Below are 22,501 nucleotides of genomic sequence, written 5' to 3' on the forward strand. Positions count from 1 at the left end.
TCAAAAGAGTCTGACTGCAAGTCCCTCCCGCTCCCTGTTCGCCCATTCTTCTTCCGTGGCGAAGGGCGGCCGGACAGGCCAGTGTTTCTCCAGATTGTATTTGTAGATACAATACGCGAGCGGTATGCAGGCCATCATAGAATCTCTGGCATGCGGATTGGCCTTCCCTGCCGCATCCAGTGTTCCAAGCGCAGACTGCGCCGTGACCGTTATCGCGAATGTTTCGTCCACCAGCGCTTTGAAGCGGGTGCCGATCTCCGCGGGCGCTGCCGGATCACTGCTTTTCAGCTGCAGGGTCTTCCAGCCATGACTCGGGTATACCTCATACAGCCGCGAAGCATGATCCCGTACTTCATCGAAGGGGTAAACGGATACCGCCTCCCGCAGATTAAACAGCAGCTTCCGTCCGCCATACAGCATTCCGTGCATGGCAATCGGTGTCGAAGAGACCGGGCTTTTGGCCTGCAGCGCAATGTCTGTCACCCGCATATCCCGGCTGTTCCTGCCGCTGTGTATCACCCCAAACCGCTGCCTGAAGGACTCGCGGGTATCGTCATAAGCCCCCTTCAGGAAATTGTCCCATGATGAATGATATTGTTCCTGCAAGTAATAGTCCGGTATGGAAAAAGGAAAGTCGAGGCCCCAGGGGGCCTGGCTTGAGCGGATATAATACGCCAGATCCAGCCTGTCTTCACAGCTGAACACCCGCTCTACCGTTAATTCCCCCGCCTCCAGGTTCCCTTCAGTCACGTAAATTTTGCCCTCCGGATTCTTCGCTCCGCTGAAATCACAGCCATATATTTTCACAGCATAGTCCTCCTGTAATTCTTGTCTCCACTTGTTTCCCTATCTTAGAGTCTGCCAAGTATATTTGTAAATAGACAGGCACATGATACAATATGACAGAACCGTGCCTGCCTTAATTTAACACTAGAGGAGTGACGCATGTGGCAATTGATATTTACTTGAATTTCAACGGAAATACCCGGGAAGCTGTTGAATATTATGCTGAAGTATTCGGGACCGAACCTCCGCATATTATGACTTTCGGCGAAGCTCCTCCCGATCCTTCCCACCCTCTGCCGGAAGAGGCCAAGCACCTGGTGATGCATGCCAATCTGAGAATTGCCGGCAGCACGGTAATGTTCTCGGATGTATTTCCCGGAATGCCTTTTGTGGAAGGCAATAACATCAACCTGACGCTGATGGATACGGATGAAGATAAGATCAAAGACTGGTTCCATAAGCTTAAGGAAGGCGGCACAGTCAGCATGGAGCTGCAGGAGACGTTCTGGAGCAAATGTTACGGCAGCCTGAAGGACAAATTCGGCATCTACTGGCAGGTCAGCCACGATAACGGCCAGAACGGCTAACAATTCCAGCATTAACATATCTTTTATATACAACAAAACCAGTAAGGATATGTTCAATCTTCCCCTTGGGAGGGCGGCATATCCTTTTATTATTTGCTCTTAGCCCTCTCCCTTACGAAGTTGTAACCCAATTGTTAATGCGCTTACATCATGTTATGTGTTTTAATTGAACTAACGTTTATGTACACATCCTACTGTAAAGGAGACTAACCTATGGAAATATCCTCTTTTTTGCTGCCCAAAGATCAGGTGGCGTTTATCACTTCCTCGATCTCAATGCGGGAAGCGCTGGAGCAGCTGGAGAATCATTATTACTCGGCCATTCCGATTATTGACGAAGAAGGCAAATATGTTGGGACCTTGTCGGAGGGCGATCTGCTATGGAAACTGAAGAACACCGAGGGTCTTAGCTTTGAGAATATGACCGGGGTGACTGTGGGCACCATTCAGCGTCATGTGCATAACGAGAGCGTAGAGATTCACGCACAGATGGAGGATATGCTGACACTGGCTGCAGACCAGAATTTCGTCCCTGTGGTGGACGGCAGCGGGATCTTCCTCGGCATCATCCGCCGCAAGGATATCATCGAGTATTACACCCGGAATATTACCGATTAACATCATAACGCCGCATTAAGTGATCCGTTTCATCTGCAGCAAAGGCAAAGGCAGGACTGTCCTCCGAAGGACGGCCCTGCCTTTGTTCAAATCAGCAAGTCTATATAATCTCAAACACATGAGTCAGCCGGGTCAGCTCAAAAATCTTCCGGACATTGTCATTCATCCCCGTCAGCCTAATGGTGCCGCCAGTCTCTACACATTTCTTGTAGGAGCTGACAATCACGCCAAGTCCGGTGCTGTCAATGAAACGGCAGGTCCCGAAATCAAGCAGGAAGCTTGAATGGCCGCCAAGAATATAATTCCGAACTTCTTCTCTGAAATGTCCGGCTTCCTCAACCGAGAACAGCTCCGGCATCTCAATAATAATCTCGCTCAAGCTACTCACCCCTGATTATAAATTTCTCAACAAGAATCTCCAGTTCATTAGCCATAGCACTGATCTCTTGCGCGGAAGCCGCGAAATTATTGACCGTTGCCGCCTGCTCTTCCGTTGCACTGGATACATTCTCTGTATTCGCTGCCGCAAGCTCCGAGATCGTGCCCATGGAATCAATCAGCTTAATAATCTGATCAGAGGTTGCTACTTCATCTCTGGTAATATCCAGAATCTCCTGCACATTCTCTGTAATCCTCTCAACAGACTGAATGATATGCACGAACGCGCGGTCCGTCTCATTCACAATGCTTACGCCGCTCTCTACCGCCTCTGCAGCGCCTCTCATGGAATCTACGGCCTGGGTAATCCGCGTGACCATCTCACTAACCAGACCTGTAATCTCGCCGGCCTGGGTATGCGTCTCATCCGACAGCTTCCGTACTTCACCGGCCACTACACTGAAGCCGCGGCCATGCTCACCGGCACGCGCTGCTTCGATGGCAGCATTCAGGGCCAGCAGATTGGTCTGCTGGGCGATCTTGTTAATCGTTCCGATCATTGTGGATACCTTCTCTGATAGCCCGCTGACCGTCAGCAATAGCTCTTCCGTCTCTTGGGTGCTGCTGTGAATCGTATCCATCGCCTGCACTGTACTGATAACTCTGGCTCTGCCTTCCTGCGCTGCCTGATTCGTGTTATCGGCATTACCGGAGGTAGCCGACGCTTTACTCTGCGCCAGCTGCACCAGACTGGATAGCTGCACAAGTACCTGGGAAGCATTGATTACCGACTGGTTGTTGTTCTCGGCTCCGGAAGCAATCTCCTGGGTACTGGAGCTAATCTCTTGAATCGATGCGCTGATCTCCTCTGAAGAGGCTGCCATTTCCTCGGACATGGAGGTTAAGGATACCGAGCCTGCTCTTACCTTCTCGATAATGGCCTCCTGCTTGTCAATCATGGTGTTGAATGATTCACTCAGCATCTGCAGCTCATCTCCGGAGCGGATTGAGGTATGAACGGTCAGATCCCCGTCACCAGCCCGGCCCATGGCTCTCTCCAGCTTCTTGATCGGATTCACAATATTACGTGTGGTAAAGAAATATGCAGCCAGCATGGCAACGACGATAAAGCCCAGAATAATAATCAGTGTAGTATTACGGATTTCGTCTGCCGGAGTCATATAATCCTGTACATTGGCCGTTGTAGCTACTACCCAATTGCCTGCGGGCTGAAAGGAAACATATTTATGCACGCCTTCATAGGTGTAGAAGCCGTGTGCGGTTTCTCCGGCCTTCATCAGCCGGACCAGCTCATTCAGTTCAGCATTGCTGTTGCCGTCCAGATTCTCCTTCAGCACCTTGTCCTGCTCAGGATGCGAGACGATCAGGCCGGTGCGGTCAATCATATATCCGTATCCGTGCTCTCCAATCTTCACCCCGGTTACCGGGGAAGTGATATTCTCAAACAAGGCGGTACCGATTAATACGCCTGTAATCTGATCATTTACCCGCAGCGGTCTGGCGATCGCTACGATGTATTGATTCGTCTCCCGCGACAGAATAACTTCACTGACGGCGTCCTTGCCTTGCAGCGCTTCCTGGAAGTATGCACGGTCCGATACATCAAGCCCGGGTGATTCGGAGCTGCTGGTAATCAGCGCCTTACCGTATGTATCGGCGATGATCAGCGATTCCAATAGCTTGGCGTTGTCTTTTTGTACACCGGATATGTAATTAAATGCTGTGTTTCTTAAGGATGCAGCAGAAGGATTCCCGGCGAAATCGGCCAGCGCGCTGTTCCTGCTGGTGATGCCCAGATCATTACCTACCGCTTCCAGCTCGGCATCTACCGCTCTGGCTGTAGAATTAGTAGTCCCTCTTAATTCCTCTTCAATCGTCTTCTGCAAGGCTCCCGAAGCCAGCTGATAGGATACAGCCCCGGATATGCCCAGCGGTACGCTGATAATCAGAAATAACAGGATACTCATTTTGACTTTCAAGCTTAATTTCACCGAATTCTCCCCTTTGTAATTCTATGAGGGACAGATACTCTTGCTGATGTACATCGTATTATGTATCATCTCTGCACTGTCCGAGAAACAGCGGATCAGGTATAAACCCCTTCCCCCTTCTTCCAGTAACTCATCGCTCCCGATAGCCTCCGGGAACACCAGTCCGCTGTCCCCGGCCCCCGAATCCTCTATCTGCAGCTTAAGCAGCTGATCCATTAGCAGATACCGGATGGTAATCGGTTTGCTGCAATCGCTGAGGTTCCCGTGGTAATAGGCATTGGTTACCGCTTCGATCAGAATCAGGCGGATATCAAACGCATAGGCTTCTAAGTCAAGCTCCTGAATGATTCCGTCAATAATCATCTGATGACGCTCCAGACCGTGAAGCATCACTTCCTTATGAATAGCTCCCATGACTCACTCCTTATAAGTTCTGAAATCATCGTCCCGCGTATGTACACGCCAAGAATCCGCCCTGCAGGCAGCGCCCGTCCGTCACTGGATATTCAGGCCGAGCCAGGTGCAGTCATCCTGCAGCGCTGCTCCGGCAAATCTCTCGAGCAGATACCCGTACTCCCGCCCCAGCTCGTCACTGTTAAACAGCAGCTCCATCCCGTCACTATAAAAGCAAAACCGGTCCCCGGATTCAAACGGGATGGTCTTCTCCTCAAATTCACTGCTCTCAAACATGCCGAGCGGTGCCCCCTTAACGGTAATTCTCTCGCAGTCCCTGCCGCGGGGAACATAGAGAAACTCATTAATTCCGGCTCCGGCTGCCTTGAGCAGTCCTGTCCCGAAGTCGAGCAGGAAGCAGCAGCCCGCGATATAATCCTCGCCCAGATGCTGCAGCGCTTTGTAATTCAGATCGCGCAGTACCTGTACGGGGTCCTGTGTACATGACAGGCTGTCCATGAACAGCACCCGTAGGGCCGAGATATTCAGCGCTGCAGTAATCCCCTTACCGGTCACATCACCGATAATGCCAATGACCTGTTCTTCGTTGACCTTATGGAAGATGAAGAAATCGCCGCTTAAGGTTCGGGCCGGGATGTAGAGCTTCTCCAGAACCGCCTTGCTGTCCAGCGGGAAGGACACCGCATGCCGGTGCTCCTGAAGCCGGACTGCCCGCTCCACTTCCCTTTTACTCTCGGTAATATCCCTGAACACCAGCTGCAGCGCCTTCGCTTCTTCATATATGACCGGCACCCCGGAAATTTCAAGATCAAAGCTACGGTTGTCCTGCCGCCTGATCAGCCGCTGTTCAATGCGGAAGCGTTCTTTCAGCAGACCTGTTGTCTTGAGCTTGTTATGCTCTGCACTCTGGAAGTACACCTCATTGAAGAAATCCTCAATTCTTTTGCCGGTCAGCTCCTGCTTCTTGGCGCCGAACATCCGCTCTGTCTGCTTATTGGCGAACAGGATAGTGCCGCTGCTATAGACCAGAATAGCCTCGGGGCACAGCTCGACCAGATCTCTGTACCGTTCTTCACTTTCTCGAAGCCGCTGCTCGGAACGGACCCGTTCGCTGATGTCGTGAATTACGGTGTATACACAGTTTTTGCCCAGCATCGTCATCATGCCGGTATGAACCTCCACATCAATGGGCTCTCCGGTGGCCAGAACATGCCGGTCGATGAACACACGGTTCTTCTGGTCAGCGCCCTCAGGCAGCGCCTTCTCTACAAATTCCTGAACCCCTGATTTCGGGTCAGCCGCCAGATCGCAGATCAGAAGCTGCCTGAATTGCCGGATGCTGTAGCCGTAGAACTCGCATGCTGCCCGGTTGGCATCAGCAATTCCGCCGTTCTCCGGGTCCACCAGCAACGTAATGAGATGATTATTCTCATAGATGCAGCCATAATGCTCCATGCACTGCGCCGGACTGGGGGAGCGATGCAGATTCTTACACGGTTTATCTGTTGCCATTTCACAAGCCTCTATTCTATTCAGCTTTAAAGTCTCCCCATTATATTCAATAAAATGGAGATAAGCCGTGAATTCCGACACAGTTAGACAGAAAAACCCGGCCTGCGGCATGAAAACATGACCACAGTCCGGGTTATAACCTGACATCCTTCATTAAAATAGCAGGCAGAAGCTGATTCTTACAGCTCTGTCAAAATAATGGTGCCCTGCGGAGTTACCGCCAGCGTATGCTCATATTGTGCCGACAATCCGCCGTCAAAGGTACGCGCTGTCCACCCGTCCGCATCAACCTTGGTCCGGTAGCTGCCGGTGTTCAGCATGGGTTCAATGGTGAACACCATACCTTCCTTGATGCGCGGGCCTTTGCCTGCCGGGCCATAGTGAGGCACATCAGGCTTTTCATGCATTTCAGAGCCGATGCCATGCCCGATGAAATCACGGACTACGGAGAAGCCGCTAGCTTCCGCGTATACCTGGATGGCATGAGCGACATCACCAATCCGGTTGCCGGCCACAGCCTGCTCAATGCCTTTGAACATAGCCTCTTTGGTGGTAGCCAGCAATTTGTCCGCCTGCTCGCTAATTGTGCCAACGCCATAGGACCAGGCTGAATCTGCCAGCCACCCGTTCAAGTTGACTACCATATCAATTGTTACAATATCTCCATCCTTCAGCTCCTCGTGCTTGGGGAAGCCGTGGCAGATGACATCATTCACAGATGCGCAGGTCGCATATGGATAGCCATGATAGCCTTTTTGTTCAGGGGTAGCCCCCTGGGAGAGAATGAACTTCTCAGCAAACTGGTCAATCTCCCAGGTCGTAATTCCGGGCTTCAGCATCTGAGCGATTTGCCGGTGGCATTCGGCCAATATTTTGCCGGCCGCACGCATTTTTTCGATCTCTTCCATCGTTTTCATGATGATCATTAAATTCGCCTCTTCTGTACAGAAGCCACTACTCACAGCAATGGCTCTTGGTTATGATTTTGTAGTGCTACTCTATATTATGTAAGAAAACCGCCGGAAATCCAAATTCATTCTGTGAATTGTAGCAAATTCACTGCTTTCTCATAAAATAAAACAGTGCAGGGTTGTGTAGGGAGGGATTTCGGCAGCGCATGAACAAGAAAACGAAACACCGTATCAGAACCACCGGCAAAACCATTCGGCTGCATCCCAGATCCAGAAAGCTTATTGCTCATACGGTAATCCGGGCACTCAAAAATATAAATATAAATCAACAGAATGTATCCGCTAATCTTCCGCAGCCTGCCAGGGCTGTTGAGTTCAAAAAACTGCGGGTTCTACTCGTATCCGCCATGCCGGAAGAGGAGCTGTGGCAGACCGAACAGCTGATTGCCGACCAGTTCAGGCTGCTTACCAAAGAAGTTGTAGCCATTAAGGCATTCCAGAGCTTCTCTACAGCGCTGGTCCAGCTCAATCCGGATCTGCTGCTGGTCGTCGGAGGCGATACAGACTTCTCGGACAATGATCTGGAGGTGATCCGCAGAGCCACTCTCCAAAAGGCAATCTGGATCACCGATAGCTCCGGCACGAGCAGCTCAACCGGGCGTCTGGCAGCTCTGTTTAACTATGTCTTTACGCAAAATATGTACCATATCCCATTTTATCAGCACTCCGGCAGCAGTTCTGTTATGTATCTGCCTTTTGCTGCGGACCGGAACCTGTTCAGTCCAAAATATGTGGATGAAGCCTGCCGCTGCGATGTGCTGCTGCTTGGCGACGCACTTCCAGCCGGTATAGCCTACCTTCACGAGCTCTCTCCGCTGCTCAGCGGCTGTAAGTTATATGCAGCCGGCAAAGGCTGGGAGGAATATCCCGGAATTACCCCGGTGTCTCCTGGTACAGAGCTGCAGGATTATTACAATGGCGCCGAGATTATTATCCACTGGGGGCAGCCGCCGCTTCGGGCTTTTCAAATCGCTTCCTGCGGGGCTGTCCAGCTGGCAGAGGATCATTCCAATCTGTATGCATATATGAATCCCGGCGAAGACATCATCACATTTCACACCGGCCAGGAATTGAACGAGAAGCTCAGCTACTACCGAAATCACCCGGAGTCCGCAAGGGCGGTTGCTACCCGTGCCTTATGGAAGAGCACCTACGATTACTCATTTATGCAAATGGCGGCGAAGCTGCTGCATACTGTTTTTAACAGCTAAACGGGGAGCCCGCAACAATAACCAGTGATTACCTGCAGCAGAATTGGGAGGTAGGTGGATTGAAGCTCATCGCTTTTTTATTGCCGCAATTTCATGTGATTCCCGAGAACAGCCTGTGGTGGGGGGAAGGCTTCACAGAATGGACCAACACCAGGAAAGCTGTTCCGCTCTACTCAGGACATCAACAACCCAAGGAACCGCTCGAACAGTATTATTATGACCTGACGGACGCTGCAGCGAGAAACTGGTAGGCAGAAGTAGCCAAAGCCTACGGCATCTATGGGTTCTGCTACTACCATTACTGGTTCAAGGGCAAGCCGCTGCTGGAGCAGCCCTTGAAGCAGATTATGAAGTCCGGCGAACCGGATTTTCCGTTCTGCCTCTCCTGGGCCAATGAATCCTGGACCCGGAAATGGGACGGCGGAGAGCATGAGGTGCTGATCCGCCAGGATTATGGAGATGAACAGGATTGGGAGAACCACTTTCAAGAGCTGCTGGGTGCCTTCAGGGATAAACGCTATATCCGCATCGGCAACAAACCATTATTCATCATATATAGACCGGGGAATATTCCCCGCTGCGAAGAGATGCTGCAGTTCTGGAATACCCTTGCGCTGCAGAATGGCCTGGATGGTATTTATTTTGTCCGCACACTGGGCGGTTTCGACATTCCGGGCCAGGGCGGCTTCGATGCCAATGTGGAATTCGAGCCGCATTACACCTTTGCCCACGGCAATACAGAACGTCTGTGGAATTACATGATTATCGACGGTCAGGAGCATCTCGTCTTCGACTATGACCAGGTCTGGCTGTCAATCCTGAGCCGGTCACCCCACCGGAACGGAGGTAAAATATTTCCGGGAGCCTACGTGAACTGGGATAACACCCCGCGGCTTGGCAAAAGGGGACAGAGCTGTATAGGGGCTTCGCCGCACAAGTTCGGATGGTATCTAGCGAAGCAGATCGAGAGAGCCAGAACCCTGTATCAGAGTGAATTCCTCTTCATTAATGCATGGAATGAATGGGCTGAAGGTGCGTTTCTGGAACCGGACCAGCAGCATCGCTTCCGCTATCTAGAAGAGGTCAAGAAAGCGCTGGAGCAGACGGGGAGCCTTCCTTCTATAAATTCCCGCAGCTAGGCAGACTGTATTACACTACGCCAGATGAATAGCCAGGCTCGGCGTCCCGCTGCTGACATCGATAAAAATAACATAATCCAGCCCGTCCGTGCCTTTCAGCACGAGACCCGGCTGATTCGGCACAGGCAGAAAATAATGTCTGACCTGCTGGATTACTGCCACGCCTGCTGGTAAGGAGGGCTGGTTACTGGCTGACAGCCGGCCTACCGCCAGCACATTTCCGCCTGCATCGACATCTCCGCCGGTTGCCAGGCTGTTGACAATGGACTGGTTGCCGTTGATCTGCATATCTCCCGAAACTGTTTCATTGCCTACAATGTTTAAGGCTCCCATTATTGTTTGATTTCCATTGACCTGCAGGTCCTGCTGAATTGTCTGGTTCCCTGTGACAAGTATGCTGTCGAAGGTTGGCAAGGCTATCATCCCTTTCAATCGGTGATACTATACTATATGTGATTATCAGTAGATGGATATAGTACAACCATACATTTCATAGAAATAATAAAAGAACCTGTCCCTGTGTCATTAGGGAGCAGGTTCTTTCGTATATGGAGAAAAGGCAAACCTAGTCGTGGAAGTTAAGTCCCGAAGTAACGGCTTTGACATAGCCGCTGCGGATAACGAAATCTCCGAAATGCTCACCGGTACTGCGTTCTTTGGCATAACGGTGAATGATCGGCCCGAGAGTGTCGAGAATCTCCTTCTCGTCAATGTTCTCCTTGTACAGCTTGTTCAGCCGGTCTCCGGTAAAGCCGGCACCCAGGTACAGATTGTATCTGCCCGGGCCTTTGCCGATGAATGAAATCTCGCCAAGCGCAGGCCGGGCGCAGCCGTTAGGGCAGCCGGTCATACGGATGATGATCTCTTCATTACGCAGGCCGGCTTCATCAATGATGACTTCCATTTTATCGAGCAGAAGCGGCAGATATCGCTCAGCCTCCGCCATCGCAAGACCGCAGGTCGGCAGCGCCACGCAGGACATAGCGCTTCTGCGCAGTGCGGAATGATGGGCTCCGTCGGTCAGCCCGTATTGCTTGGCAAGCTCGGCTACCTTGCGTTTCTTCGTATGGCTGACTCCGGCAATGATCAGATTCTGATTCGGCGTCAGGCGGAAATCCCCGCCATGAATCTTGGCGATCTCCCGCAGGCCGGTCATCAGCGGATACCCCGGGACATCCTGAATCCGTCCGCTCTGGATATACAGCGTCAAATTCCATTTGCCGTCGAAGCCTTTCACCCAGCCGTAGCGGTCGCCGTTGTGGTCGAAATGATATTCCCGTGCCGGTTCAAGCGTCCAGCCCAGCCGCTCATGCAGCTCGCCCGTGAACCATTCCAGACCGTGGCGGTCGATCGTGTACTTGAAGCGGGCGTTCTTGCGGACCGAACGGTTACCGTAGTCACGCTGAATGGTGACGGTCTTCTCCGCCAGATCAATCATCTGCTCCGGACGGCAGAAGCCGATAATCCGCCCCAGCTGCGGATACGTGCTGGTGTCACCATGCGTCATCCCCATCCCGCCGCCGACCGAGACATTGAAGCCGGCCAGCTTCCCGTCTTCCAGTATAGCAATGAAGCCCAGGTCCTGGGAGAACACATCTACATCATTGGAAGGCGGCACCGCCAGGCCAATCTTGAACTTGCGGGGCAGGTACACAGGCCCGTAGATCGGTTCAACCACCTTGCTGTCCACTACCTTCTCGCCATCCAGCCAGATTTCATGGTAAGCCGCGGTGCGCGGGGCTAAGTGGTCACTGATTTTTCTGGCCCACTCGTTTACCTCGGCATGCACCTCTGACTGATACGGATTGGGTCCGCTCATGACATTGCGGTTGACGTCACCGCAGGCTGCAAGCGTAGTCATCAGCGTATCATTAATTCCCTTGATCGTCTTTTTCAGATTCCACTTGAGTACGCCGTGCATTTGAAAAGCCTGTCTTGTCGTAATACGCAGTGTGCCGTTGCCGTATTTCTGGGCCAGATCGTCCATTACGAGCCATTGCGCCGGTGTCGCCACTCCGCCTGGCGCTACAACACGCAGCATGAACTGGTAAGCAGGCTCCAGCTTGGAGCGTTCACGCTCACTGCGCAAATCCCGGTCATCCTGCATATAACTGCCGTGGAATTTCAGCAGACGGTTGTCATCCTCCGGCAGCCCTCCGGTGATCGGGTTGCTGAGGGTTTCGACAAGCGCACCGCGCAGATAATTGCTCTCCAGCTTAATATGTTCAACATCACTCGGGGGTCCGCCAATCGGCTTCACCGCTGGTTCATTGTTTGCCACTATTGATCCTCTCCTTCCGCATTGCCTCGCGCTCTTCAAGAATTGTATCGTAAGCCCAGCGGAGGTTCCTCCGCTGAATGTCATTTAATATACATCACGCTGATAACGCTGCTCCTGCTGCAGATTCTCCAGATAAGCGGCTGCCCCTTCCGGGCTTAGTCCGCCTTCCTGCTGAATTACTGTAATCAGCGCAGCGTGTACATCATGGGCCATATGCTTCTCGTCTCCGCATACATAGACGTGTGCACCCTCCTGCAGCCAGGTGTACAGCTCCCGGCTCTTCTCCAGAATGCGGTGCTGTACGTAAACTTTCTCATCCGTATCTCGTGAAAAGGCAACGTCCAGCCGGCTAAGCACACCGTCCTTCAGCATTCTCTGCCAATCCGTCTGGTAGAGGAAGTCTGTGACGAAATGCCGGTCGCCGTAGAACAGCCATGACTTGCCCTGTGCCCCCTGCTCTTCCCGTTCCTCCAGGAAGGAGCGGAACGGGGCGACACCAGTACCCGGTCCGATCATGATCACCGGCGTATCCGGATTTGACGGAAGCTTAAAGTTCGGATTGTTCTGGATGTAGACCGGCAGTGTAGCGCCCGGCTCTGCACGTTCCGCACAATGTACGGAGCAGACTCCGTAGCGTTCACGTCCATGCGACTCATAGCGTACAGCCCGTACCGTGAAGTGTACTTCATCCGGGTTGGCATTATAGCTGCTGGCAATGGAATACAATCTTGCCGGCAGCTTGCGCAGAATCGTCACGAAGCTGCGGGCCGGAACTTCCCACGGTGCGAAATCCTGAATCAAATCCAGCAGATCACGCCCATGGATGTAATTCTTCAGCTCCTGCTGCCGGTCCGGGGACAGCAGCTCCTGCAGGGCAGGTGCAGAGTTCAGCTTGGCTGCCTGCTCCAGCAGCGGTTTCGTCAGTACGGTAATTTCGTAATGCCGCAGCAGTGCTTCATGCAGTGTGCCCTCTTCCCCCTTCTTGTTCAGGGGAACGGATTCACCCGCCTCCCAACCCATGGCAGCAATGATATCCTGCACAAGCTGCGGGTGGTTCTCCGGATAGACTCCGAGCGAATCACCCGGCTCAAACGTAATATTCGAACCGGCCAGCGACAGCTCCAGATGGCGGGTCTCACGGTCTGAGCCGCGTCCGTTCAGATTCAGATTCTCCAGCACCTCGGCATGGAACGGATGGTTCCGTGAGTATGCCGATTCCAGCGATTCTGCGCTCTCGGCTGCCAGCACAGCCTCATCCGCGATCCCCGCAGCCTGCTGCGAACCGGAACCGCTTAGCGAGCGGATTACATGCTCGAACCATTCGGCTACAGGCTCATCATAATCGAGATCGCAGTCCGCACGCGGTGTTAAGCGCTGTGCGCCCAGCTCTTCCAGCTTCTGATCGAAATCTTTCCCGGTCTGGCAGAAGAATTCATAGGAAGTGTCGCCGAGTGCAAGTACCGAGTAACGCAGCTGCGGAAGCTGCGGGGCTCTTTTACTGTAGAGAAATTCATGGAAGGCACGGGCATTATCCGGCGGCTCGCCTTCACCATGGGTGCTGACCAGCAGCAGCAGATTCTCAATCTTCTTCAGTCCATTCGGCTTGAAGCTGTTCATTGCGGCAACCGTAACCTTGAAGCCCTGCTCTTCCAGCTTGCGCGAGAGGCTCGCCGCCAGCCGCTGGCAGTTGCCGGTCTGGGAGCCGAACAATACGGTCACCTCTCGGGATACCTCCGGCTGTGGCATTGCGTTGGTGGACGTTGACACTCCGGCTGCCGCCTCAGCAGCAAGGGGAAGCACCGCCGGGCCTGCTTGACCGTTGTCTCCCAGCAGAGACAACGCGGATAAATAACCGCTTAACCATACCTGCTGCGAATGGGTCAGCGTCGGCAGCAGCCGGTTCAGAAGCTCAGCCTGACTCTCATTAAAGGGACTGTTCGTAACTTGTAATTGCAACAATATCGACCTCTCCTTAACGTGCAATCTTCTATCCTCTTAACATCATGAATTCAGGCTAACACATTAATAAGAAACGATCAACGAAGCAGATAACAGGCATTTTATGGTCACGAAGCATATTAATGGTATAAAACACACAAAACCCGCCTAAATCATAGTAAAAAGCTCTGATTTAGGCGGGTTCATTACAAATAATGATAACTTGTATTAGATAAAATGATAAACCGGAATAGCCTTAGGACCGCTTTTCTTCTCCTTACCGGGCAGCTTTGTGTCCAAAGTGGTCGACCAGCAGGTAGACTGCAATCAGAATTGCCCCGGCATTAATCGCCAGATCCGCCAGATTGAGAATCCCCCCGCGGTTACCGAACACTAGAAAGTCCGTTACCTGATGGTAGATCACACGGTCAATCGCATTGCCGAGCGCTCCGCCGACCAGAAAACCGCTGGCTGCCTCAAGCAAAGGCCCGCGAATCTTGCCCTGCCGCCGGTAATAGAACACTGCCGCTACAAAAACAACAGCGATTATGGAGAAATACTTTCCGTAGCCCTGAAAGGAGCTGAAGGCTGCCCCGCTATTCTCATAATAGACGAACTGCAGGTGCGGACTCCAGAAGGGAATCCTCTCCCCAAGCGCCATATGAGTGCGGACCAGCCATTTGGCGGCTTGGTCAACCAGCACTACCAAAATGGAAATCAGATAAAAAAGCATTTGCCGCCACCTCATCCCCCTGTGATATCATCAGAATGATTTCACTTCTCGCCTTCTAGTCTATCACAGGTAAGAGCCGGGATTCATCCTGCCAGCTCCAGCGGACAGGCCGCTGTCCCGGCCAGTAGCTGCTTGTTACATGATATGGGGCATTGGTTAAACACTCTTAGATTCATTCATATCTGGAGGGTGGTAGCCAATGGAGTACGGATCGATATTCATTAAGCTGATCGCCGGTTTTATCGGATTATGGGCAATGACCCGATTGCTGGGCAAAAAAGAGATTTCCGCCCTAACCCCATTCGATTTCATCTCCGCCGTTATTCTGGGGGATCTGGTCGGCAATACGATTTACGAGAAAGAGAATTCTGTGCTGAAGCTGCTGTTTACTCTGGCTGTCTGGACGGTGCTGTCCATCACCTTCGAGAAGATTACCCAACATGTCCGCAAGCTGCGTAAGCCGCTGGAAGGCGAACCGGAGATTCTCATCCGGGATGGTAAAATAGATCTCCGGAAGCTTCGCAGTAATAATCTGGACTTCGAGCAGCTCCGGATGATGCTGCGGGCGAAGGATACCTTTTCCATTAACGAGGTTGCTTATGCGGTCTATGAAACGAACGGCTCGCTCAGCATTCTGAAGAAGCCGCAATATGAACCGGTAACCCGGGAAGATCTGGATATCGACGTGAAGGGAGTTAGTCTTCCACAATGCGTCGTTGAGTCCGGCATCATTCAGCGTCCGGCGCTTGAGAGTCTCGGCAAACACGAAAGCTGGCTGATGCAGGAGCTGCGGAAAAAGGGTTATCCTGAGCTAACGTCAGTGGCTTATGCCGAACTGAATGAAGAGGGGGAGCTGTGCGTCATCGAAGCCGCCACGAATCAGGCAAAACCCGGTGAATTCTGAGCGGCTTCTTAGACCCAAACAGTGAAAAGACTTTAACAAAAAAGGGCCGGACTACCTCCCAAAGGATAGTCCGGCCCTTTTTACTTTAATAACTTGAATTTGTATTGAATTATGGTAATTACAGTCTTACCAGGCGTAGGCTTCCGGTGCCGGCTTGCCCGGTCCGGGGAAAATCTCGTCCAGCTTCTTCAGCACAGCTTCATCCAGTACAATCTCCGTAACACGCAGCGAATCCTCGAACTGCTCTATCGTACGCGGCCCGATAATCGGCGCTGTTACAGCCGGATTGGCGAGTACCCAGGCCAGAGCAACCTGATCCTCATGCTCGCCCAGCTCCTTGCAGAGCGCGGAGAATTGCTCCAGCTGGCTGCGGTGCTGCTCCAGTTTGGCGGAGCGGGCGCTGCGCACACCCGTCTTGGACAAGGCGTTGCGGCCGAGCAAGCCTCCGGCCAGCGGACTCCATGGAATGACGCCCAGCCCCAGCTCCTTGGATGCCGGCAGCACTTCAAGCTCCGGTGTCCGTTCCAGCAGGTTATACAAATGCTGCTCGGACACAAGGCCGAGGAAATGGCGTTCTTTGGCCTTAGCCTGCGCAGCGGCGATATGCCAGCCGGCGAAATTACTGGAGCCGATATAATCAGCTTTGCCCTGGGAGACAAGAATTTCAAATGCGCCCCACAGCTCTTCCCAGGATACATTCCGGTCAATATGGTGCATCTGGTAAAGCTCAATATGATCCGTCTGCAGACGTTTCAATGAGCCTTCGAAATGCCGTCTGATCTTATAAGCGGACAAGCCGGATCCGGAATTGGGTCCGTCCTGCTCGTCGAACATGTCATTGTACACCTTGGTGGCCAGCACAACCTTCTCGCGCCGTCCGCCCCCCTGCTGAAACCAGCGGCCGATAATTTCCTCGGTCCAGCCGCGGCGTTCCTGGCCGCCGTACACATTGGCCGTATCGAAGAAATTGATTCCCGCATCCAGTGCGGCATCCATAATCCTGAACGCTTCCTTCTCCTCGGTTTCCGGCCCGAAATTCATCGTGCCCAGACATAATTGACTGACCTTCAAACCGGATTTACCCAAATAGCTGTACTTCATCGCATTTCCTCCCATTCATTTCGGTTAGGTTGTCTGCATCGGGTCTAATATAATCCTTAGAGTAGGCTCTAAGGCAAGCTTTTTGTTGAACAAACTTCAAAATACAGTATTACTGGGCCGGGTAAGCGCTGGGTTCTTCGCTCATGAGGGCCTTAGCAGCCCAGCACAGACATGTGGTTACGCGGACTGAGATTCCCTTATTTGCGCAGATCAAGGTGATTTGACGGCTATCCGGACTCAGAATCGCTTATTCGAACAGATACACCTCATTTCAAGCCTAATTGAACAATATAACGGATTCTCAGTCCGTTTCAGCTGTGATAAGAGCTTAATCGTGAATATAAGGTCTTCTCAGTCCGCTTCATCCTGCTTAACCAGCAAACTGAACAACGCATGAAGACTCCGGTGATGTTCTGTTTATGCTTATATACTCAAAAAAACAAGCCCTCCGCGAAGAAGGACTTGTTCAATGAATTTATATAATCAGCTTAAGATTGCATTCACTCTATATAACTATGTTCTCTATTATACGCCTACTGCTCAGTTCCCCCGCTGTCCGGGAAAAGAACCTCACCCGTCTTCAGCTCGATTTGCACAATATCCTGCAAGGTATTCGACAGCTCGCCCGGCGGATACGGTTTGGTCAGATATTTCTGCACTTTATCCATCATGCTCTTATCTTCCTTATCCAGCGCCGAGGAGATGACAATCGGCACATTCTCCGTGCGGGGATCATTCTTCAGCATACGGATTAGATCCCAGCCGTCCAGCTCTTCGCCGAGCATAAGATCCACAACGATAGCTACAAAAGGCGTCTTCAATGCCTGATCAAATGCTTTTTGCGGATGATAGTGGTGAGTCACTCTGAAGCCTTTGCCCTTAAGCTCCTCAGAGAGCAGCAGGGACAGGCTGTAATCGTCCTCGACGATCATCACATTCGGCTTCTGCTCCTTGTCGGCACTCCATTTATGCGGCTCCTCTTCATGACGGCTGCTCTCCGCATGGAGGACCGGCAGGCTAAACCACACCGTGGTGCCTTCGCCTTCAACCGAATCAATTCCGATCATCCCCTTCTGCTTCTCAATGATCTCCTTGCAGATCGCAAGTCCGAGACCCGTTCCGCCAATCCGCTTGGATGCACTGTTATCCACCCGGCGGAATTTCTGGAACAGCTGTCCGATCTGATTCTTCGGAATCCCCAGTCCATGATCCTGAACCCGGACCATCACCGAATCCCGCTCATTATGCAGCGTTACCTTAATCTCATTGCTGCCTGGAGAGAACTTGATGGCATTGCTCAGCAGGTTGGTCAGCACCTGGATAATCTTGTCCTTATCCACCTCGACCTCGGCGTTCAGCGCCTCATCCTCCAGAAGGATATGGTGGGTACCGCTAAGCTTGTACTGGTCAATTACACTTAGAACGGTCTCGCTGAGATTGACCGGCTCTGCATTGTACAGCTGTGTGCCGGATTCCATGCGCTGCAGGTCGAGGAAGTCATTGATCAGCTCAGTCAGACGTTTGGCTTCCTTATGAATCGTTTCCAGATATTTCAGTTGCTTCTCCGGCTTCATTGTCTTGGATAACAGCAGCTCGGTGAAGCCCAGAACACTGGACAACGGTGTCCGCAGCTCATGGCTGACGGTACTGACCAGCTCCGACTTCATCAGATCCAGCTCGTATTCACGGGTGATATCCCGGTGTACAAACAACGTTCCCACCCGCGCTTCGCGGCGGAACACGGGAATCGCATAGACGTCGACATGCTTCATCGCTTCCTTGCCCAGGGAATACTTCATCGTGCTGGAATCCACGGAGTGCTCGGACATCGCCTTCTGGTAGAACTGCCCCATCTCTTCCGATTCATTCACGCGAAGGGTGAAGTGGTCCATCCATTGCTCTTTGGGGATCAGCATCCCCTCTGCCCACACATCATAGTCGAGCAATTGGCTGAGCGCCTTGTTGATATGCTGAATGACGCCTTCCGTGTTGACGAACTGGATGCCTTCATTGACATTGTTGACAATATCCCGGTTCAGCTTGCGGCCATTCTCGATTTCCTCATACATGAACAAACGCTCGATGGCCAGCGCCACCCGGTTCATCATCCCTTGAATTTCGCTGATTTCCTCTTCGGTGAAGGAATGCCCGATTCGTGTACCGCAGAAGATCGCCAGGATCTCATCCTCGGCATTGACTACAGTTGTATAGAAATCATAGCAGTAGACTTCTTTGGCGGAGATCCCCTGCTCTCTGGGTACTCCGGTCCGTTTCACAATATAGGACTTCTCCGTACTCATCCGGTATAACATATCTTTGTTGTTTGCATCAATATAGCGCTCCACATTCTCCTGCGGAACCCCTTTGACCACCGATATCTTATCTTTGACCAGCAGGAAAAGACTGCTGTCGAACGAGTACAGCCGGTTCATGAACCTGCTGAATTTCTCGGCAAATTCCTGCTTGTCCAGCGTATAGGTAATTTCATGATTGAGCTGGTTGTTAAGCTCCAGCATGATGGTGGTCTGCTCCGTGCTTTTCAGCGTCTCAGCCAGCTCCTGCTGGACACTCTTCATGGACGTAATGTTGTTGGCAATCAGAATGTACTGGTAAATCTGACCCTCATCATTCAGATACGGCATGACCGTCAGCTGGAGCCAGACGGCAGAACCATCTTTTGCCACAATCTGTGACTCATCGCTCCATACACCGCCAGTCGACAGCTTGCGTATAATCTGCTCCAGCTGAGTGTCCGAAATATTATGCAGTTCAAACAAACGGAAGGTATATCCGATAATCTCGGCGTTCTTGTAGCCGGTGTAGACGCTAATGTTATCATTGGCATACGTGAATACGCCCTTGTTCGATAGAATGGCTACAGCGGAGGTCTGGTTCAGCGCCTTCATCATACTTTCGATTTCACTGAGTGAACGCTCCAGCTTGAACTGCTGATCCTGCAGCTCATCCTGCTGGGCATGCAGCTCTTCATTCTGCATCATCAGCTCTTCTTCTTTATCCTGGATACTCCGGGCCATATTAAGGAAGGCCTCATAGAGACGGCCGATCTCATCCTGCTTATGCAGCTTGCCGAGCAGAACAGCCTCGCCTGCCGCCAGCGAATTCGTTGCTTCTTCCAGCTTAACAATCGGATCAAGCACCACTCTGAGCATCCGCCAGATCATCAGTGTGAAGAATAAGAGCAGTACAGCGCTGAGCCCGAAGGCGATAAACGTGAAGGTATCCGCCTGCTTGATGGACTGAGAAGCCATGGCGTTCAGCTTGCTGTCCGAGCTAGATTTGAACTCTTTGGTATAGGCCAGAAATTCATTCAGAGCCTGGGTGCTTCCGCCTTGAGAGAGATTGCGGATGCCCGTATAATCATCGTTCTCCACCAGCCGGATCGCTTCAGGAAGGGTCTTGGTTTTGTATTGCTCATAGAATAATTTCAGATCATCCCGGTATTGCGCTTCTTCAGGCGACAGATTCAGAGCCGAATATTGCTCCAGAATTCCGTCAAGGCCCGTGAGTGCAGCATTCAGCAGCTTAAGCTCACCGTCGCTTTTGAGGGCAACATAACCTCTGGCCCGGAAAAAGACATCATTCAGCGTCGCCGCCAGCTCATTGATGGTCTCAGTCTTATGCTGCAATACACCGCGGTCATGCTTCAGCTTGTCCTGCTGGTTATTGATGTAGAAGAACAGGCCGATACCAGATAACATAATCGCCAGGAACAAGATGAAGATAATCCGGAAATACTTGGTTTTGATGCTCACATCAGCAAGTTTATTGTTTATCACTAAGTATGCCCTCCACGATCTGCAGCAGCTCCATCGGGCTGAACGGTTTAGGCATGAAATAACGTGCTCCGGCTTCCCTCGCCCGGTTACGGTCCATTTCCTGTGCTTTGGCTGTCAGCATCATAATAGGGGTCTTGTTCTTCAGCTCTTCATTCAGCTCACCGAGCACTTCAATTCCGGTCATCTCCGGCATCATATAGTCCAGAATCACGAGATCGTAGGGGTCGGAAGTAAGCCGCGTTAGCGCCTCAACCCCATTCTCGGCGGTATGAATCTCAACGTCCTCTAGATCCTCCAGCGTATCCTCAATCAGCATGCGCAGTACATCTTCGTCGTCCACAATCAGTATTTTTTGCATTAACACTCACTCTCACTTTCAGTTCATCCACGGCTGGATACATTGCTATTAGAACAAGAATCTGTGGGCCAGGCGCTCAATCCGGGACAGCAGCTCCGGCAGATGAAACGGCTTAATCACGTAATCATCCGCCCCCATTTGCAGGGCATGGATAATATCGCGCTGATCATTGCGGCCCGTCAGCATAATCACCAGAATGTTCACTTCAGGGTAGCTGCTGCGGATCTTCTCCAGAACCTCAAGACCGTCGAGGCCGGGCATCACCCCGTCCAGCAGAATAATGTACTTCTCCTCCGGAACATACCAGTCCGATTTCAGAAAAAGCTCGCCGTCGGCATAACTGTTCACTTTCATTCCGGCGATATTCCCCGGCTCCCAGGAGGCGAAATTGCCTGTAATAATTCTGCGGATCAGCGGATCATCATCAACAATAATTACATTGAGTACCGTTTCCCTCTGGCCCGTTAACATTCCCTCGCTGTACAAGGTTGTCTGGTTTCGTCCGCTATACTTGCTGGAATACAAAGCCTGGTCTGCCTCATCAATTAGTTTATCGGTATCCTGCTGCCGTTCGCTTATCTCTGTAATGCCGCAGGAGAAGGTAACATGGAAGTTTTCCCGTTTGGCACAGAATTCCCTTGAGGCGAATTTCTCCTGAATCCGTTCAATGACAAGCAGCGCTGAGTCCGCAGAGGTATTTGGCATGAACAGGGCGAATTCCTCTCCCCCGTAGCGGCACAGTGTATCCTCCGTACGAATTGAATCTCTGACCAGCTCCGAAAAAGTCTGCAGGACCTCGTCCCCCACAAGATGACCATACGTATCGTTGACATGCTTAAAGTAATCCAGATCCAGCAGCGCGAGCGAGAACGTCCGGCCCGTCCGTCTGAAGTCCGATGAGAGCATCTTCAGGGTCTGATTGAAATATTTCCGGTTAAAAGCACCCGTCAGCTCATCTACAATGATGGACTCCTGCCATTCTTTTTTCAGTTCAAACCGGTTCTTGATCAGCACCAGGAACAGGTCGATATCCACCGGCTTCCGGATGTAATCCATCACACCGAGCGAATAGGCATATTTCTGGACTTCCTTGGAGTGTTCACCGCTGATGATAATGATCGGAATCCGCTCTTTTTTGGCTTTGCCGATAATCTGGTTGAGCACATCAATCCCGCTGCGGTCCGGCAGCAGAATATCCAGCAGAATTAGATCCGGCTTGGTCTCATAAAAAATCTTAAGTCCGCGTTCAGCAGACAGGGCAATGCTTACATAGTAGGACTGCTTCTCCAGTGACTCGCGCAAAAAAGCCACCAGCTCCACATCATCGTCAATGACCAGAATTTCGTACTGCTGGTGGGTGCTGCCATGGGACAACGCAATTCCCGGAATCTGGGGAGGCACTGCACCTGTACTTTCAGGCTCATCAAACAGCTCCAGCAGCGGATATAAATAATCCCCCCACTCGGCTTCCGTCCAGCTTCTATGGTTATCATCCGAGAAATAGAGCAGAGAGTTGCCGGAGAACGCCTCCACCGCGTCAAGGCCCACTGTACCGGAAGTGCCTTTTAAATTATGCAGAAAGCGATAGATATCCCTTTCCTCAACTGCCGGCTGCTGCGACCACTTCTGCAAGGTTTGTCTGGTGCGCTGTTCAACCAGCTCTTTATATTTTCTCGTTGTCATAATAGCTCCTTCAGTTCGTTCCTTCAGTTCAATAGGTCATTCAAACCTTCAATTAATCATATTTTTAAGGCGGTGTCA

18 protein-coding genes and 1 pseudogene are annotated in these 22,501 nt (G+C 51.7%); 5 read left to right on the forward strand and 14 right to left on the reverse strand.

What is annotated here, in order from left to right; genetic code table 11:
• Window positions 1-807, reverse strand: a complete 807-nt coding sequence (locus tag GC101_RS06365) for a hypothetical protein (RefSeq protein WP_171716580.1) — start codon at window positions 805-807, stop codon at window positions 1-3.
• A gap of 140 nt (window positions 808-947) precedes the next feature.
• Here GC101_RS06365 and GC101_RS06370 point away from each other — a divergent pair, with 140 nt between their 5' ends.
• Both GC101_RS06370 and GC101_RS06375 read left to right on the forward strand, forming a co-directional pair.
• Complete coding sequence (locus GC101_RS06370; RefSeq protein WP_171716581.1) at window positions 948-1,373, forward strand: VOC family protein; 426 nt, start codon at window positions 948-950, stop codon at window positions 1,371-1,373.
• 213 nt (window positions 1,374-1,586) lie between these two features.
• The gene (locus GC101_RS06375; RefSeq protein WP_039293958.1) at window positions 1,587-1,991 is read left to right on the forward strand and encodes a CBS domain-containing protein; all 405 of its coding nucleotides are present in this window, start codon (window positions 1,587-1,589) and stop codon (window positions 1,989-1,991) included.
• A 100-nt stretch (window positions 1,992-2,091) separates the two neighbouring features.
• Here GC101_RS06375 and GC101_RS06380 read toward each other — a convergent pair whose 3' ends face one another.
• The 5 genes from GC101_RS06380 to map form a co-directional block, all read right to left on the reverse strand.
• Window positions 2,092-2,370, reverse strand: coding sequence for an STAS domain-containing protein (locus tag GC101_RS06380; protein ID WP_197074256.1), 279 nt, complete (start codon window positions 2,368-2,370; stop codon window positions 2,092-2,094).
• A 1-nt stretch (window position 2,371) separates the two neighbouring features.
• Entirely contained in the window at window positions 2,372-4,381 is a 2,010-nt protein-coding gene (locus tag GC101_RS06385; protein WP_171716582.1) for a methyl-accepting chemotaxis protein, read from the reverse strand.
• Window positions 4,382-4,402: 21 nt separating this feature from the next.
• Complete coding sequence (locus tag GC101_RS06390; protein WP_042138462.1) at window positions 4,403-4,795, reverse strand: ATP-binding protein; 393 nt, start codon at window positions 4,793-4,795, stop codon at window positions 4,403-4,405.
• Between the two features lie 81 nt (window positions 4,796-4,876).
• Complete coding sequence (locus GC101_RS06395) at window positions 4,877-6,307, reverse strand: SpoIIE family protein phosphatase (protein WP_171716583.1); 1,431 nt, start codon at window positions 6,305-6,307, stop codon at window positions 4,877-4,879.
• A gap of 179 nt (window positions 6,308-6,486) precedes the next feature.
• A complete protein-coding gene (map, locus tag GC101_RS06400; protein ID WP_171716584.1) occupies window positions 6,487-7,233 on the reverse strand; it encodes a type I methionyl aminopeptidase in 747 nt (248 codons plus the stop codon).
• A 191-nt stretch (window positions 7,234-7,424) separates the two neighbouring features.
• Here map and GC101_RS06405 point away from each other — a divergent pair, with 191 nt between their 5' ends.
• Together GC101_RS06405 and GC101_RS06410 are read left to right on the forward strand one after the other, a co-directional pair.
• Complete coding sequence (locus tag GC101_RS06405) at window positions 7,425-8,489, forward strand: CgeB family protein (protein ID WP_171716585.1); 1,065 nt, start codon at window positions 7,425-7,427, stop codon at window positions 8,487-8,489.
• A 59-nt stretch (window positions 8,490-8,548) separates the two neighbouring features.
• Window positions 8,549-9,628 (forward strand): annotated as a pseudogene (locus tag GC101_RS06410) (glycosyltransferase WbsX family protein).
• Between the two features lie 15 nt (window positions 9,629-9,643).
• On the opposite strand, the gene GC101_RS06415 reads toward GC101_RS06410, so the two are convergent.
• From GC101_RS06415 to lspA, 4 genes are all read right to left on the reverse strand, one after another.
• A complete protein-coding gene (locus GC101_RS06415; protein ID WP_246354201.1) occupies window positions 9,644-9,961 on the reverse strand; it encodes a hypothetical protein in 318 nt (105 codons plus the stop codon).
• A gap of 232 nt (window positions 9,962-10,193) precedes the next feature.
• Window positions 10,194-11,909 (reverse strand): assimilatory sulfite reductase (NADPH) hemoprotein subunit, encoded by a 1,716-nt coding sequence (gene cysI / locus GC101_RS06420; RefSeq protein ID WP_171716587.1) that lies wholly within the window; start codon window positions 11,907-11,909, stop codon window positions 10,194-10,196.
• 84 nt (window positions 11,910-11,993) lie between these two features.
• Window positions 11,994-13,865: an assimilatory sulfite reductase (NADPH) flavoprotein subunit gene (locus GC101_RS06425; RefSeq protein ID WP_171716824.1), complete on the reverse strand. Its 1,872-nt coding sequence runs from the start codon at window positions 13,863-13,865 to the stop codon at window positions 11,994-11,996.
• Between the two features lie 259 nt (window positions 13,866-14,124).
• Window positions 14,125-14,580, reverse strand: coding sequence for a signal peptidase II (gene lspA / locus GC101_RS06430; protein WP_171716588.1), 456 nt, complete (start codon window positions 14,578-14,580; stop codon window positions 14,125-14,127).
• Window positions 14,581-14,779: 199 nt separating this feature from the next.
• Here lspA and GC101_RS06435 point away from each other — a divergent pair, with 199 nt between their 5' ends.
• Window positions 14,780-15,484, forward strand: coding sequence for a DUF421 domain-containing protein (locus GC101_RS06435; RefSeq protein ID WP_171716589.1), 705 nt, complete (start codon window positions 14,780-14,782; stop codon window positions 15,482-15,484).
• A 126-nt stretch (window positions 15,485-15,610) separates the two neighbouring features.
• On the opposite strand, the gene GC101_RS06440 is transcribed toward GC101_RS06435, so the two are convergent.
• The 4 genes from GC101_RS06440 to GC101_RS06455 all read right to left on the reverse strand — a co-directional run bounded on the left by GC101_RS06440 (window position 15,611) and on the right by GC101_RS06455 (window position 22,423).
• Window positions 15,611-16,585: an aldo/keto reductase gene (locus GC101_RS06440; RefSeq protein WP_171716590.1), complete on the reverse strand. Its 975-nt coding sequence runs from the start codon at window positions 16,583-16,585 to the stop codon at window positions 15,611-15,613.
• A 533-nt stretch (window positions 16,586-17,118) separates the two neighbouring features.
• Entirely contained in the window at window positions 17,119-20,382 is a 3,264-nt protein-coding gene (locus GC101_RS06445; protein ID WP_171716591.1) for an ATP-binding protein, read from the reverse strand.
• Window positions 20,369-20,740, reverse strand: coding sequence for a response regulator (locus GC101_RS06450; RefSeq protein WP_171716592.1), 372 nt, complete (start codon window positions 20,738-20,740; stop codon window positions 20,369-20,371). The genes GC101_RS06445 and GC101_RS06450 overlap by 14 nt, the downstream gene beginning before the upstream one ends.
• Before the next feature lie 48 nt (window positions 20,741-20,788).
• Complete coding sequence (locus GC101_RS06455; RefSeq protein WP_171716593.1) at window positions 20,789-22,423, reverse strand: GGDEF domain-containing response regulator; 1,635 nt, start codon at window positions 22,421-22,423, stop codon at window positions 20,789-20,791.
• Window positions 22,424-22,501 lie beyond the last annotated feature (78 nt).

It is taken from the genome of Paenibacillus phytohabitans (assembly GCF_013141775.1).
Lineage (GTDB): Bacteria > Bacillota > Bacilli > Paenibacillales > Paenibacillaceae > Paenibacillus_AQ > Paenibacillus_AQ phytohabitans.

Coding starts and splice junctions, on each gene's coding strand:
- map (WP_171716584.1), bottom strand. CDS start 7,233: ATGATCATCATGAAAACGATGGAAGAGATCGAAAAAATGCGTGCGGCC.
- GC101_RS06390 (WP_042138462.1), bottom strand. CDS start 4,795: ATGGGAGCTATTCATAAGGAAGTGATGCTTCACGGTCTGGAGCGTCAT.
- GC101_RS06395 (WP_171716583.1), bottom strand. CDS start 6,307: ATGGCAACAGATAAACCGTGTAAGAATCTGCATCGCTCCCCCAGTCCG.
- GC101_RS06405 (WP_171716585.1), top strand. CDS start 7,425: ATGAACAAGAAAACGAAACACCGTATCAGAACCACCGGCAAAACCATT.
- GC101_RS06375 (WP_039293958.1), top strand. CDS start 1,587: ATGGAAATATCCTCTTTTTTGCTGCCCAAAGATCAGGTGGCGTTTATC.
- GC101_RS06455 (WP_171716593.1), bottom strand. CDS start 22,423: ATGACAACGAGAAAATATAAAGAGCTGGTTGAACAGCGCACCAGACAA.
- GC101_RS06450 (WP_171716592.1), bottom strand. CDS start 20,740: ATGCAAAAAATACTGATTGTGGACGACGAAGATGTACTGCGCATGCTG.
- lspA (WP_171716588.1), bottom strand. CDS start 14,580: ATGCTTTTTTATCTGATTTCCATTTTGGTAGTGCTGGTTGACCAAGCC.
- GC101_RS06440 (WP_171716590.1), bottom strand. CDS start 16,585: ATGAAGTACAGCTATTTGGGTAAATCCGGTTTGAAGGTCAGTCAATTA.
- GC101_RS06415 (WP_246354201.1), bottom strand. CDS start 9,961: ATGGGAGCCTTAAACATTGTAGGCAATGAAACAGTTTCGGGAGATATG.
- GC101_RS06435 (WP_171716589.1), top strand. CDS start 14,780: ATGGAGTACGGATCGATATTCATTAAGCTGATCGCCGGTTTTATCGGA.